Below are 14,484 nucleotides of genomic sequence, written 5' to 3'. Positions count from 1 at the left end.
GTACAGGTGTATGTTCGTATGGCTTATCTCGATGCAGGGAGACGGTTGAATGCCCGGAGCGCGTGAGCACGTTGGAGCAACCGGGTCGCGTACCGTCACCATCAGCTTCGCCGGCTTCAACCGCGCCTGGGCGGCCTGGGTCGGTGACCGGCTGGAGCGGCGCGGGATGCGCATCGTCTTCCAACGCTGGGACCCTCCCGTGCAGACGCCGCTCGAGGAGACGCTGCGGGACCTGATGCTCGCCCCCGGGCGCATCCTCGTCCTGCTCAGCGACTGGTACTTCCAACTCGGCCCGCGCACCCAGGAGGAGTGGAACCGGGCACTGCGCGAGGTGGTCGCCCCAGACCCCGACCGGTTCGCAGCCGTCTGCCTCACCACCGCGCCGCTGCCTGCCGCCACCGCCGTCCTCGCCGCCGCCGACCTCACCAACGTCGGTGCCGAAGAGGCGGAGCGCCGGCTCCTGGGCCGGCTCGACCTGCCCACCGAGCCGCTCGTGGAGTCGGTCGATGGGCGGCACGGTCCCCGCTACCCCGCCGACACCCCCGAGGTCTGGGGCGGGGTCCCGCGTCGCAACACCCGCTTCACGGGTCGGGAGAGGCTGCTCAACGACGCGTACCACGCGCTCCAGGAAGCCGGCCCCGGTGCCGGTGTCGTGACCCTGCACGGCATGTCCGGCGTGGGCAAGACACAGCTCGCCGCCGAGTACGTGTACCGCTTCGGGTCCGAGTACGACGTCGTGTGGTGGGTGTCAGCCGAGAAGCGGGTCACCTACCGGCAGAAGCTCGCCGAACTCGCCCCCGCCCTCGGCCTGTCGACCGGTGCCGAGTACGGCGAGCGGCTGCGCGCCGCCCGTGACGCGCTGCGCCGCGGTGAGCCGTACTCGCGCTGGCTGCTGGTGCTGGACGGTGCCGACGAGCCTGAGCAGATCTGGGACCTGGTGCCGACGGGGCCCGGCCACGTGCTCATCACCTCGCGCAATCCGGAGTGGAGCGAGCACAACAGCATCCTGCTGGAGGTGCCCGTCTACGAGCGCGAGGAGTCGGTGGCCTTCATCCGGCGCCGCGCCCCGCGCCTGACCCACACCGAGGCCGACCAGCTGGCCCAGGCACTGGAGGACCTCCCGCTGCTGCTCGACCAGACCGCGGGCTGGCTGAACGACTCGGACATGTCCGTGGAGGAGTACATCGAACTCCTCGAAGGCGGCATCGACCAGGACGTCGTCAAGGTCTCCGCCGACTTCCCGCTGGCCTTCCAGACCGCCTGGTCGATACTGCTCAACAAACTCCGGGAGACCGTCCCGGAGTCCGTCGACCTGCTGCGCCTGTGCACCTTCTTCGCACCGGGCTTCATCCCGGTGCGCCTGTTGAAGGAGATGCCGTCGGGTGCCCTGCCCGAATCGCTGTCGGGGCTCATGAACGACCCGCTGCTGTGGAACCGGGCGATCGCCCAGCTGCGGCAGTACTCCGTGGTGCGGCTTGAGTCGCACGAGTCGCTGGCGGACGAGGCATCCCTGTCCGGCGAGTCGCTCTACCTCCACCGGATGGTCCACCAGATCGTTCGCAAGGACATGCCGGAACAGCACCGCACCGAGTTCATCGAGGTGGTCCGCAGAGCCCTGGCCGCCGCGGACCCCGGCCGCCCCACCGACACCCGGTTGTGGCCGGGCTACGCCGAGATCACCCCGCACCTGAAGTGGGCCGATGCCCTCGGCAGCGCCGATCCGGCCATGCACGCGCTGGTCCTCAACTGCTTGCGCTACATGTACCTCTCCGGCGAGTACCGGGCGGGCATCGCCCTCGGCGAAAGGGCCATGGCGGCCTGGCGGGGCCTGCTCGGCGACACCCACCCCCGGATCTTCGACCTCACCTACCACTACGCCAATCTGCTGCGCGCCGTCGGCGACTACGCCGGCACCGAAGCCATCGAGCGGGCCGCGGTCGAGCACCTGAGGGGCGAACGGGGGCCGCAGGACCTGGAGCACCTCAGGGCCGCCGGTGGTCTGGCCGCGTCGCTGCGGGGGCTCGGGAGGTACGACGAAGCCCTCGAGCTGTCCACCTGGGTCCTCAGCGCGTACCGCGAACTCGTCGGCGACCAGGACTCACGCACCCTCAGTGCCCAGAACAACCGGGCGATCTCGCTGCGTCTGCTCGGCCGCTACTCCGAGGCCCTGGAGCTCAACCGGCGCACTCTGGAGGCGCGCAGGCAGCTGCTGCGCCCCCGGCACGGGTGGACCCTCTACTCGGAGATCAACTACGCCACGGACCTCAGGCTGCTGGGCCGCTACCACGAGGCCGAGTCCCTCCAGGCACAGAGTGTCCGCGTGCACCGGATCGTCATGGGCGAGGACAACCCGCAGACGCTGCGGGCCGAGCACAACCTGGCGCTGTGCCAGTACCGCATGGGCGAACGGGCCAGGGCAGAGGCCTTGTTCACCCGTGTCCTGGAGCGCAGTGAGCGGGTCCTCGGCGAGGACGACCCGCTGACCCTGATGTTCGCGGCCAGCCAGTCCGTGTTCGCCCGGGAGCACGGCGACATCGACCAGGCCCGCGCCATAAGCGACCGCGTGGTCGACGCCTACACGGCCATGCTGGGTCCCGAGCACCCCTTCGTCGCCGGCACCCGCGCCAACCACGCCCTGATCCTGCGCAACGTCGGGGACCGCGAGCAGGCGCACCACATCGTCGAGGAAGCCCTCGCGGACATGACGCACGCCGTCGGCGAGCAGCACCCCTGGACCCTGGGCTGCGCCATCAACGCCTCGGCCCTGCGCAACCTGGTGGGCGATCCGGAAGGCGCGGCCCGGCTGACCGAAGCCACCATGGTGCGGTCCACCGAGATCCTGGGACGGACGCATCCGCTCACGCTGTCGTCGAGGATCGCGCACGCGGCCGACCTGCGCGGACTGCGGGAGCGGCAGCGGGCCGACAAGATCGAGGCCGAGGCGCTCGGCGACCTCGTGGCCACGCTGGGCGCCCAGCACGTCCACACGGTGTCCGCCCGCTCCCGGAACCGCCCGTACTGGGACTTCGAACCGCAGACGGTCTGAGCGGGGCCGCCGGCACGCCGGACCGGGTGGGGCCGGCTGCGACCCGGCCCGGTACCGGCACGGCGAGGGATCCTGCCCGAAGGCTGCGGGAGCCAGCCCGGAGGCAGGACGGCGTGCCCGCCAGGACGGTGAGATGGCTCGCCCGGTCCAGCCGTCGTACGCCGGGTCTCGCCCGTTCCAGCCATTGCGCGGGAGTGGGTGCGGAACGGGGCCGGCCCCCACCGTGATCGGTGGGGGCCGGCTCGTCGCACGCTCGTGGATCAGGCCTCGAAGACCTCGTTGACCAGCTGAGCCTGCTCCTGTTCGTGGCGCTTCTTCGAGCCGACCGCCGGGCTCGACGAGTGCGGCCGCGAGATCCGCCGCAGCCGCTCGCCGTGCGGGACCTCGGCGCCGACGGCCAGGTCCAGGTGGTCGATCAGGTTGAGCGCGATGAACGGCCAGGCACCCTGGTTCGCCGGCTCCTCCTGGGCCCACAGGTACTTCTCGGCGTTCGGGAACTTGGCGATCTCCTCCTGCAGCTCGGCACCCGGCAGCGGGTACAGGCGCTCCAGTCGGATGATCGCGGTGTCGGTGAGGCCGCGCTTCTGACGTTCGGCGTCGAGGTCGTAGTAGACCTTGCCGGCGCAGAAGACGACCTTGCGGACGGCCGCGGGGTCGACGGACCCGTCGCCGATGACCGGGCGGAAGCCGCCGGTGAGGAACTCCTCCGCCTTGGACGCCGCGGCCTTGAGGCGCAGCATCGACTTCGGGGTGAAGACGATGAGCGGCTTGTGGTGCGGGTTGTGGACCTGCCAGCGCAGCAGGTGGAAGTAGTTCGACGGCAGGGTCGGCATGGCGACCGTCATGTTGTTCTGCGCGCACAGCTGGAGGAAGCGTTCCGGGCGGGCGGACGAGTGGTCCGGTCCCTGGCCCTCGTAGCCGTGCGGCAGCAACAACGTGACGCCGGAGGTCTGGCCCCACTTCTGCTCGGCCGAGGAGATGAACTCGTCGACGACGGTCTGCGCGCCGTTGACGAAGTCACCGAACTGGGCTTCCCACATCACCAGCGCGTCCGGGCGGGCCAGCGAGTAGCCGTACTCGAAGCCCATGGCCGCGTACTCGCTGAGGAGCGAGTCGTAGACGTTGTAGCGGGCCTGGTCCTCGGTCAGGTAGAGCAGCGGGGTGTAGTCCTCGCCGGTCTGCTGGTCCACCAGGACGGCATGTCGCTGGCCGAAGGTGCCGCGGCGGGAGTCCTGGCCGGCGAGGCGGACCGGGGTGCCCTCCATCAGCAGCGATCCGATGGCCAGCGTCTCGCCCATGCCCCAGTCGATCGTGCCGTCTGCCACGGAGGCGGCGCGGCGCTGCAACTGCGGCATCAGGCGCGGGTGGACGGTGACGTGGTCCGGGATGTTGACCTGGGACTCGGAGATCCGCTTGACGATCTCCTGGGAGACGGCGGTCGTCACGCCCACGGGGAACTCGGCCTGGGCGTCCGGGACGTGGGCCGGGGCCGGGTGGCTGGTGGCCTCGCGCACCTCCGCGAAGACCTTCTCCAGCTGGCCCTGGAAGTCCTGGAGGGCCTGCTCCGCCTCTTCCAGCGTGATGTCCCCGCGGCCGATGAGCGATTCGGTGTAGAGCTTGCGCACCGAACGCTTCTTGTCGATCAGGTTGTACATCTGCGGGTTGGTGAACTGCGGGTTGTCGCCCTCGTTGTGACCGCGGCGGCGGTAGCAGATGAGGTCGATCACGACGTCCTTGTTGAACGTCTGGCGGAACTCGAAGGCGAGCCGCGCCACGCGGACCACGGCCTCCGGGTCGTCGCCGTTCACGTGGAAGATCGGCGCCTCGATCATGCGGGCCACGTCGGTGGCGTACATCGACGAACGCGACGACTCGGGGGCGGCGGTGAAACCGACCTGGTTGTTGATCACGACGTGGACGGTGCCGCCGGTGCGGTAGCCGCGCAGCTGGGACATGTTGAGCGTCTCGGCCACGACGCCCTGGCCGGCGAAGGCCGCGTCACCGTGCAGGGCGATCGGCAGCACGGTGAAGTCGGTGCCGCCCTTGTTGATGATGTCCTGCTTGGCGCGGACGACGCCTTCCAGGACCGGGTCGACCGCCTCCAGGTGCGAGGGGTTGGCGACCAACGAGACCTTGATCTGCTCGCCGTCCAGGCCGGTGAAGGTGCCTTCGGCACCGAGGTGGTACTTCACGTCGCCGGAGCCGTGCATCGACTTCGGGTCGAGGTTGCCCTCGAACTCGCGGAAGATCTGGGCGTACGACTTGCCGACGATGTTCGCCAGCACGTTGAGCCGGCCGCGGTGGGCCATGCCGATGACGACCTCGTCGAGGCGCGATTCGGCCGCGGAGTCGATGACCGCGTCGAGTAGCGGGATGACCGACTCGCCGCCCTCCAGCGAGAACCGCTTCTGGCCGACGTACTTCGTCTGCAGGAAGGTCTCGAACGCCTCCGCCGCGTTGAGCCGGCGCAGGATCCGCAGCTGTTCCTCGCGCTCGGGCTTGGCGTGCGGGCGCTCGACGCGGTCCTGGATCCACTTGCGCTGCTTCGGGTCCTGGATGTGCATGAACTCGATGCCGGTGGTCCGGCAGTACGAGTCGCGCAGGACCCCGAGGATGTCGCGGAGCTTCATCATCGACTTGCCGCCGAAGCCGCCGACCGCGAACTCCCGCTCCAGGTCCCACAGGGTGAGGCCGTGCTCGGTGATGTCCAGGTCGGGGTGCTTGCGCTGGCGGTACTCCAGCGGGTCGGTGTCGGCCATGACGTGGCCGCGGACCCGGTAGGAGTGGATCAGCTCGAAGACCCGGGCGGCCTTGGTGACGTCGTCGTCGTGCGAGGCGTCGATGTCCTTCAGCCAGCGGACGGGCTCGTACGGGATGCGCAGGGCCTCGAAGACGTCGTCGAAGAAGCCTTCCCCGCCGAGGAGGAGGTTCGAGACGATCCGCAGGAACTCGCCGGAGGCGGCGCCCTGGATGACCCGGTGGTCGTACGTCGAGGTCAGCGTCATGACCTTGGAGATGCCCAGCTTGTTCAGGGTGTCCTGGGACGTGCCCTGGAACTCCGCCGGGTAGTCCATCGAGCCGACGCCCATGATCACGGACTGGCCGGGCATCAGGCGCGGCACGGAGTGGACCGTGCCGAGGCCGCCGGGGTTGGTCAGCGAGACGGTGACGCCGGTGAAGTCGTCCATCGTCAGCTTGTTGTTCCGGGCACGGCGGACGATGTCCTCGTACGCCTGCCAGAACTCGAAGAAGTTGAGCGTCTCGGCCTTCTTGATGCCGGCGACGACGAGCTGGCGCTCGCCGTTGGGCTTGACGAGGTCGATCGCGAGGCCGAAGTTGACGTGCGGCGGCTTGACCAGGACCGGCTTGCCGTCCTTCTCGCCGTACGACCAGTTCATCGACGGCATGGCCTTGATCGCCTGCACCATCGCGTACCCGATGAGGTGCGTGAAGGAGATCTTCCCGCCACGGGCGCGCTTCAGGTGGTTGTTGATGACGATCCGGTTGTCGAAGAGCAGCTTCACCGGGACGGCACGGACGGACGTGGCCGTCGGGAGTTCCAGCGAGGCGTTCATGTTCTTCGCGACGGCGGCGGAGGGGCCGCGGAGCGGCACGAGCTCGGCCTCGGCGGCCGGCTTGGCCGGCTCTGCCTTCTTGGCGGGCGCGGCGGCCGGCTTCGCCGGAGCGGCGGGCTTCACCGCGGCGGGGGCCGGAGCCGGAGCGGGCGCCGGCGCGGCCGGAGTGGCAGGCTGGGCCGGGGCCGCAGGTGCGGCGGGCGCCGGAGCCTGTGCGGTGCTCGGCGTCCGGGTGCCCGCGGCACCGGGGACCGGAGGCGCGGAGGTCGTGGGCTCCGCTGCCCCCGCGGCAGCGGCGCCGGAGGCGGCCGTGCCGCCCGGCTTGTAGTCGGCGAAGAAGTCCCACCAGGCGCGGTCGACCGAATTCGGGTCCTGGAGGTACTGCTGGTAGATCTCGTCGACGAGCCACTCATTGGCCCCGAACGCGGCAGCGGGGTTCTTCCCCTGCCCGTCCGGGTCGGTCGAAGTACTCGAGTTACTGGGGGACTGAGACGACACGGCGGCAACCGCCCTCTTCCGCTTCACAAGGTGATGGACAGCGGGAATCAAGGCTACGCCTCCGGGGCCGGGAGGTGCAGGCCGGGCATGGTCATCGTCGCCTAAGTCACACCCGGCAACCGGTTTCGGCGCAGGAAATGGCGGGAAACAAGCGTGGTTCCCCTTCGGTGTGGGTACGGCGCGGCGTGGCTGCGGCCCTGCCGACCGCACCCTGGGTGCTCCCCGGCTGCCGCTCGCCTCGGTGTCGAGCACCGGCTCCGAGGGCTCGGTGGTCGTCACCGTGCAGGGGAAGGTGACCCTCCGGTTCGCTTTTGATGCGAACTTTACGTCAACCTTGCGCCTGGGGGATTCCCGGAAGAGTGACACGTATGCGGCAGCCGCGTACCGATTCGGCCACCCCTATCCGGCCGCCGTGGAGCTCGACCGCCCAGCGCGCGATGGCCAGGCCGAGGCCCGTGCCACCATCACTCCCCGGGCCGTGCGGCGAGGGGACGCTTCCGCGGTTGAACCGCTCGAAGACCTTGTGCCACTCCGACTCCGGGATGCCCGGCCCCTCGTCCTGGACTTCCAGGTCCAGTGACTCCGCCTGCGCGCCGCGGCGGGCACGCACGGTGACCCTGCCGTGCGGAGGGGAGTGCTTGACCGCGTTGTCGATGAGGTTCGCCACCACCTGGTGGAGCCGCTCGGCGTCCGCGTGGGCGGTCAGCTCCGGGGGGGACACGTCCAGGTGCAGATGGACGTCCTTGCGGGTGTGCACACCGGAGCCGGAGGGCAGCCCGCGACGGCCCGCGGCCAGGTTGGCCTCCTTCAGCACGCCGGACAGGTACGGCCAGACCTCGAAGCGCCGGGCCCTGAGCATGACCACTCCGTTGTCGAGCCGGGACAGGTCCAGCAGGGTCTCGACCAGTCGGGACAGTCGCTCGGTCTGCTTCAGTGCGGTGCGCATCGTCTCGGGGTCGGCGGCCGACACGCCGTCCACGACGTTCTCCAGCACCGCGCGCAGGGCGGCGATCGGGGTGCGCAGCTCATGCGAAACGTTGGCGACGAGCTCCTTGCGGTGCCGGTCCACGGCCTCCAGGTCGTCGGCCATGCGGTTGATCGTGATGGCCAGGTCGCCCAGTTCGTCGCGGCGGTCCGCGCCGCTCACCCGGCGGGTGTAGTCGCCGTGCGAGATCGACTTCGCCACGGTGTTCATCTCGTCCAGCGGGGCGGTCAGCCCGTGGGCCACGAACTGCGTGATCAACAGTGTGGTGATCATCGCGAAAACCGTGATGTACCGCAGCTCGGCCCCGGTCCTGATGGCGACCAGGGCGAGCCCGGACGTGATCAGCACCGACATCACGACCAGCGCGCCGAGCTTGGTCTTGATCGAGATCTCGAAGGAACCCAGCCTGGCCCGCAGCCGGCTCACCCGGCTCATGGGGCCGGGGTCTCCAGGGCGTAGCCCACGCCGTGCACCGTGCGGATCCGCTCGGCGCCGATCTTCCGGCGCAGCGCCTTGATGTGGCTGTCGACCGTGCGCGTCCCCGAGGCGTCCGCCCAGTCCCAGACCTCGGCGAGGAGCTGTTCGCGGGAGAGCACCGCACGCGGGGTGTTCGCGAGGCAGACCAGCAGGTCGAACTCGGTCGGGGTGAGGTGCACGTCCTCACTCTTGACCCGGACCCGGCGCTGTGCGTGGTCGATCTCCAGCTCGCCGAGGCGCATCATGCCGCTGCGCGGCGTGACGGCGGCCAGCGTGGCGCGCTCCACCCGGCGCAGCAGGACGTGGACCCGAGCGGCCAGCTCCCGCATCGAGAACGGCTTCGTCATGTAGTCGTCGGCGCCGACGCCGAGCCCGACGAGCATGTCGGTCTCGTCGTCGCGGGCCGTGAGCATGAGTACCGGGACGGGCCGCTGGGCCTGGACCCTGCGGCACACCTCCAAACCGTCGAAGCCCGGCAGCATCACGTCGAGGACCATCAGGTCGGGCTGCCACGCCTCGGCCGCGTCCACGGCGGCCGGTCCGTCCGTCGCGGTCTGGACCAGGAACCCCTCCGCACGGAGTCGCGCCGAGATGGCGTCGACGATGGTGGTGTCGTCCTCGACCACCAGCACCCGGCGCTGGGCACTGGCCGTCGAGTACGACGCGGCGCCGTTGTTGCTGGTGTGTGTCTGCTCCATCGCCCCGCCCCTGTCGCGTTGCCGCGGCTGCGTGTAGATCGGTGTGTCAGGAAGGCAGCGTAAAGGCACCGGGCGTCTCCCGGCTACGCAGGGCGAACGGCGAGATGGACCACGTCAGGAACGCCTCGGGCAACGCGGATCTCTTCGGTCCTTACCCCGCTGAACCCGGCATTCCGCAATGACTCTTCGAAATCGGCCGAGGGCTGGGCCGACCACAGGGCGAGCACTCCGCCGGGAGTCAACAGCCCGGCGCAGGCGGCCAGTCCGCTCGCCGAGTACAGGCCGTCGTTGTCCTCGGTGACCGTCCAGTCCGGGCCGTTGTCGATGTCGAGGCAGAGCGCGTCGAAGGTGTCGGTGGAGGTGTGGACGTACTCCACGAGGTCCGTGTGGAGAATCACGGTCCGCGGATCGGCCAGCGCGGAGCCCGAGATCGCCGCGAGCGGTCCCGACCGGTGCCAGTCGATGATCGCCTGCTCGCGTTCGACCACCGTGATGCGGCTCCAGGCGGGCTCCGCGGCGGCACGGGCCAGGGAGAAGCCGACGCCGAGTCCGCCGATCAGCACGGAGGAACCCGGGCGTCCACCGAGCGCCCCGAGCGCGGCATCGACGAGCAGCCGCTCGGAACGGCCGTCGGAGGTGTCCATCAGGAAGCAGCCGTTGGCGATGATTTCGTGGACGGTGCCTTCGGGGCCGGCGCGTTCGCGCAGGACGACCTCGCCGTACGGTCCCTCGCGCCGTTGGATGGTCCTGGGGCCGGGACTGTCGCTGGGGAGCACCATGATCCCCAGAGTAGGGGGTGTCGTGCCGCCGGGTCGGGTTTCGGCGAGGGGGTGCGTGCGGTGCCCCCTCCGCTCCCCGTCGGTAGGGCGTGGACCGCGTCCCGGCGCCACGCCGTCGGGTGCCACGGGGTTGCTCCGGCTCCGTGCGTGTGGCGCACGCCATAGACGTGGTGCGTGATGATCGCGTTGGGTGGGAAGGGTTCGGGGGGCGTCGGAACGAAGGAGCCTCGCGCGTGCAGCGGCTTGAACCACGCGAGCCGGTCGACGATGCCGGCGGCGCCCTGCTGGGTGGTGTCCCGCCCCAACGGAGCACCCCGCGGCCCGTACCCGCTCCGCCCGACGGCCCGGCCACCGAGTCCGCCCCGTACGCCGCCGCCCCGTGGCGCCGCGCCGCCCGACTGCTCCCGGGCCCCTCGCGGACGCCCTTCACCTTCTTCTACTGCGTCCTGCTCGTCGCCACTTCCCTGTACGCCGAGTACGGCGACCCCGCCACCGTCTCCACCCTGCTGCGCGGGTCGAGCACGGACGTCGCGCACCTGGCCGAGAACCCACTGCTGGTCATGGTGGCCAGCGCACTGTGGGTCGCGGGAGGGCTCGCGTCCCCCTACGCCCTGGGACTGGTTTTCGTCCTGACGGCCCTGGAGCGGCGCGTCGGTTCGTGGCGCTCGGCCGCGGTCTTCCTGGGTGGACACACGGCGGCCACGCTGGCCACCGAGATCCCCGTCGGTCTCTCCGTGATGGCGGGGCAGCTGCCCGCGACGTCCTTGCACCGGCTGGACTACGGGATCAGTTTCGGCCTGCTGGCCAGCGTCGGTGCACTCGCCGGGCTGCTCGCGCCTGCCGTGCGGACGGTGCTCCTCACAGGGGTGTCCGCGATGCTCGTGCAGGACCTGTTGGCATTCGGGGATCCGCTGAGCAACTGGGGCCATCCCCTCGCCCTGCTGGCCGGGGTGGTGTCCTGGCCGACGGTGCGCCGCTGGGCGGAGGACCGGGGTCGCGCGGGCGCCGGGCCTGGTGGGCGGTGTGCCGGGTCATGGGTCCCTGCCCCACGGGAGACCGCGGGTGCTCTGGCCGCGGCGGCTCCGTCGGACCCCGCCGGGGCGGAGTAGGAGCCGGCCGGGGGTGATCGTCCGCCGCCCGGCCTCCTGCCGTGCCCCCGGCGTCCCCCGCCGGCTCCCCGCGCTGCCGCGGCGTTCTGCCGCCCGAGCACGGCGAGCCCCCGGCCCGTCCGCCGGTGCTCGCCGGCTGTCTCGATCCGGCCACTCGCAGACGGCGAGGACGGCGACGTCGGCGACGTCGGTGGTGTCGGCCCGTCAGGGGCTGGATGGTGCCTGCCGTGGAGGTCGTGCAGGTTTTCGGCCGTTGCGACCCGGCCGTTGCGACCCGGCCGTTGCGACCCGGCCGTTGCGACCCGGCCGTTGCGACCCGGCCGTTGCGACCCGGCCGTTGCGACCCGGCCGCGTGCGGCGCAGCAGCCGTCGTGGCGCGTCATTCGGCGCACGGGTGACCCCGCCGGCTTCTCGGGTGCGCTGTCAGCGGTCCGTGCGGTCCGTGCGGGCCGGTCGGGGCGCGCCGCGGCAGCCGACGTCCACGGTGAGGTCCCGCGGCTCGACGAGGGTCCCGGCGCGCTTCGTGCGACGTCCCGACCCGCTGCCCGGGGCTGGTCGCACCCGGGAGGCCCGCGGGGTGCGTTCGGTCGTTGCCCGGCTGGTGGCGGGGCGCCTCAGGGGTGATCGCTCTCGGCGAACACCTCCGGGGGAACATCGAAAGCCCCTTCTGCATTGAGTCCATACAGCTCAACTTGACTGCCGAAGGGGAGATCATGGCTTCCACGTCCACACCGCTCACCCTGCCTGTGCTGCCGCTCGACGACGAGGTCGTGCTGCCCGGGATGGTGGTACCGCTCGACCTGTCCGACGCCGAAGTGCGGGCCGCGGTGGAGGCCGCCCAGGCAGCCGCCCGTTCGGCATCCGGCAAGCCGAGGGTGCTGCTCGTGCCGCGCATCGACGGGACGTACGCCGCGACCGGTGTGCTCGGCACCGTCGAGCAGGTCGGACGGCTGTCCGACGGCGACCCCGGGGCGCTGATCCGCGGCCGCAGCAGGGTGCGGGTCGGTGCGGGGACGACCGGCCCCGGCGGAGCCCTGTGGATCGAGGGGACCGCCATCGAGGAGGCCATTCCCGACCCGCTGCCCGGTTCCGTCACCGACCTGGTCAAGGAGTACAAGGCTCTGGCCACCAGCTGGCTGAAGAAGCGCGGCGCCTGGCAGGTCGTCGACCGCGTCCAGCAGATCGACGACGTCTCGGCCCTCGCGGACAACTCCGGCTACTCGCCCTTCCTCACCACCGCGCAGAAGGTGGAACTGCTCGAGACCAGTGATCCCGTCACGCGCCTCAAGCTCGCCACCGATCAGCTCCGCGAGCACCTCGCCGAGCAGGACGTGGCGGAATCCATCGCCAAGGACGTCCAGGAAGGCGTCGACAAGCAGCAGCGCGAGTTCCTGCTGCGCCGCCAGCTCGAAGCCGTCCGCAAGGAATTGCGCGAGCTCAACGGAGAGTCCGAGGGCGAGGAGTCCGACGACTACCGCGCCAGGGTCGAGGCGGCCGACCTCCCCGAGAAGGTCCGCGAAGCCGCGCTCAAGGAAGTCGACAAGCTCGAACGGGCCAGCGACCAGAGCCCCGAGGGCTCCTGGATCCGCACCTGGCTCGACACCGTCCTCGAGCTGCCGTGGAACGAGCGCACCGAGGACGCCTACGACATCCAGGGCGCCAAGGCCGTGCTCGACGCCGAGCACGCCGGCCTGGACGACGTGAAGGAGCGGATCACCGAATACCTGGCGGTGCGCAAGCGTCGCTCCGACCGGGGACTGGGCGTGGTCGGCGGGCGGCGCGGGGGTGCGGTTCTCGCGCTCGTCGGGCCGCCCGGCGTCGGCAAGACCTCGCTCGGCGAGTCGGTCGCCCACGCGATGGGTCGGAAGTTCGTCCGGGTCGCCCTCGGCGGAGTACGGGACGAGGCGGAGATCCGCGGGCACCGGCGCACCTACGTCGGGGCGCTGCCCGGTCGGATCGTCCGCGCCGTCAAGGAGGCCGGGTCCATGAACCCGGTGGTGCTGCTCGACGAGATCGACAAGGTCGGTTCCGACTTCCGCGGCGACCCGGCGGCGGCGTTGCTCGAGGTCCTCGACCCGGCGCAGAACCACACCTTCCGCGACCACTACCTCGAGGTCGAACTGGACCTGTCCGACGTGGTGTTCCTCGCCACGGCGAACGTGCTGGAGGCGATCCCCGAGGCACTGCTCGACCGGATGGAACTCGTCCGGCTCGACGGCTACACCGAGGACGAGAAGGTCGTCATCGCCCGCGACCACCTGCTCCCGCGGCAGCTGGAGCGGGCCGGCCTGGACGCCGGCGAGGTGACGATCGACGAGTCCGCGGTGCGCAGGCTCGCCGGCGAGTACACCCGCGAGGCCGGTGTGCGGAACCTGGAGCGGTCGATAGCGCGGCTGCTGCGGAAGGTCGCGGCACAGCACGAACTGGGCGACCGGGAACTGCCGTTCACGGTCGGCGAGGGCGACCTGCGCCAGCTGATCGGCCGGCCGCACCACGTCCCGGAGTCCGCGCAGGACCCGGCGGAGCGCCGTACCGCGGTGCCGGGCGTGGCCACCGGTCTCGCGGTCACCGGCGCCGGCGGCGACGTCCTGTACGTCGAGGCGTCGCTGGCCGACCCCGAGACGGGGGCGGCCGGACTGACCCTGACCGGTCAGCTCGGGGAGGTCATGAAGGAGTCGGCGCAGATCGCGTTGAGCTTCCTGCGTTCGCACGGAGCGGAGCTGGAGCTGCCCGTCGCCGATCTGAAGGACCGGGGCGTGCACATCCACTTCCCGGCCGGGGCGGTCCCGAAGGACGGCCCCAGCGCCGGCATCACCATGACGACGGCGCTCGCGTCGCTGCTCTCCGGCCGTCTGGTCCGCACCGACGTCGCCATGACCGGCGAGGTCTCGCTCACCGGGCGGGTGTTGCCGATCGGCGGGCTGAAGCAGAAGCTGCTCGCCGCTCACCGGGCCGGGACCACGACCGTCGTGATCCCCAAGCGGAACGAGGCCGACCTCGACGACGTGCCCGCCGAGGTCCTGGACAAGCTGGAGGTCCACCCGGTGACCGATGTCCGCCAGGTCCTGGAGATCGCCCTGTCCCCGGCGGAGGTGCCGGTGCCGGCGGCGGCGTGACCCGGTGCTGCGGACCCGTCGGCCGTGCCGTGTCGACGTGCCTGCCGTACTGATCCGAGCGGGGCGTGCCCCGACTGACGGGTTCCGGGCCCCAAGGGCCCGCCCGGGGCGGGGCCCAGTTTCTTTCTCCTCTATGGGCGCTTCTTTCCTGGGACAGGGGGGGGGGGTTACGGTCCACCCCGACAGAGGAAGGTGCTCTCC

7 protein-coding genes are annotated in these 14,484 nt (G+C 70.9%); 3 read left to right on the top strand and 4 right to left on the bottom strand.

Features of this window, described 5'->3' with window-relative positions; genetic code table 11:
* Nucleotides 1-49: 49 nt before the first annotated feature.
* A complete protein-coding gene (gene fxsT, locus ACFXOM_RS00285; protein ID WP_384931663.1) occupies nt 50-3,046 on the top strand; it encodes an FxSxx-COOH system tetratricopeptide repeat protein in 2,997 nt (998 codons plus the stop codon).
* A 260-nt stretch (nt 3,047-3,306) separates the two neighbouring features.
* On the opposite strand, the gene ACFXOM_RS00280 is transcribed toward fxsT, so the two are convergent.
* The 4 genes from ACFXOM_RS00280 to ACFXOM_RS00265 form a co-directional block, all read right to left on the bottom strand.
* Entirely contained in the window at nt 3,307-7,119 is a 3,813-nt protein-coding gene (locus ACFXOM_RS00280; protein WP_384931661.1) for a multifunctional oxoglutarate decarboxylase/oxoglutarate dehydrogenase thiamine pyrophosphate-binding subunit/dihydrolipoyllysine-residue succinyltransferase subunit, read from the bottom strand.
* 328 nt (nt 7,120-7,447) lie between these two features.
* Nucleotides 7,448-8,539, bottom strand: coding sequence for an ATP-binding protein (locus tag ACFXOM_RS00275; protein ID WP_384931658.1), 1,092 nt, complete (start codon nt 8,537-8,539; stop codon nt 7,448-7,450).
* Nucleotides 8,536-9,279, bottom strand: a complete 744-nt coding sequence (locus ACFXOM_RS00270) for a response regulator transcription factor (protein WP_384931655.1) — start codon at nt 9,277-9,279, stop codon at nt 8,536-8,538. The genes ACFXOM_RS00275 and ACFXOM_RS00270 overlap by 4 nt, the downstream gene beginning before the upstream one ends.
* A gap of 83 nt (nt 9,280-9,362) precedes the next feature.
* The gene (locus ACFXOM_RS00265; RefSeq protein WP_384931653.1) at nt 9,363-10,058 is read right to left on the bottom strand and encodes a spermidine synthase; all 696 of its coding nucleotides are present in this window, start codon (nt 10,056-10,058) and stop codon (nt 9,363-9,365) included.
* A gap of 233 nt (nt 10,059-10,291) precedes the next feature.
* Between ACFXOM_RS00265 and ACFXOM_RS00260 the strand changes: the two genes are divergently transcribed.
* Nucleotides 10,292-11,167: a rhomboid-like protein gene (locus ACFXOM_RS00260; RefSeq protein ID WP_384931650.1), complete on the top strand. Its 876-nt coding sequence runs from the start codon at nt 10,292-10,294 to the stop codon at nt 11,165-11,167.
* Between the two features lie 713 nt (nt 11,168-11,880).
* Complete coding sequence (gene lon, locus ACFXOM_RS00255; protein WP_384931647.1) at nt 11,881-14,283, top strand: endopeptidase La; 2,403 nt, start codon at nt 11,881-11,883, stop codon at nt 14,281-14,283.
* Nucleotides 14,284-14,484: the final 201 nt, after the last annotated feature.

Source organism: Streptomyces sp. NPDC059169 (genome assembly GCF_042755225.1).
Lineage (GTDB): Bacteria > Actinomycetota > Actinomycetes > Streptomycetales > Streptomycetaceae > Streptomyces.
This window is presented reverse-complemented; position numbering and strand designations above follow the sequence as displayed.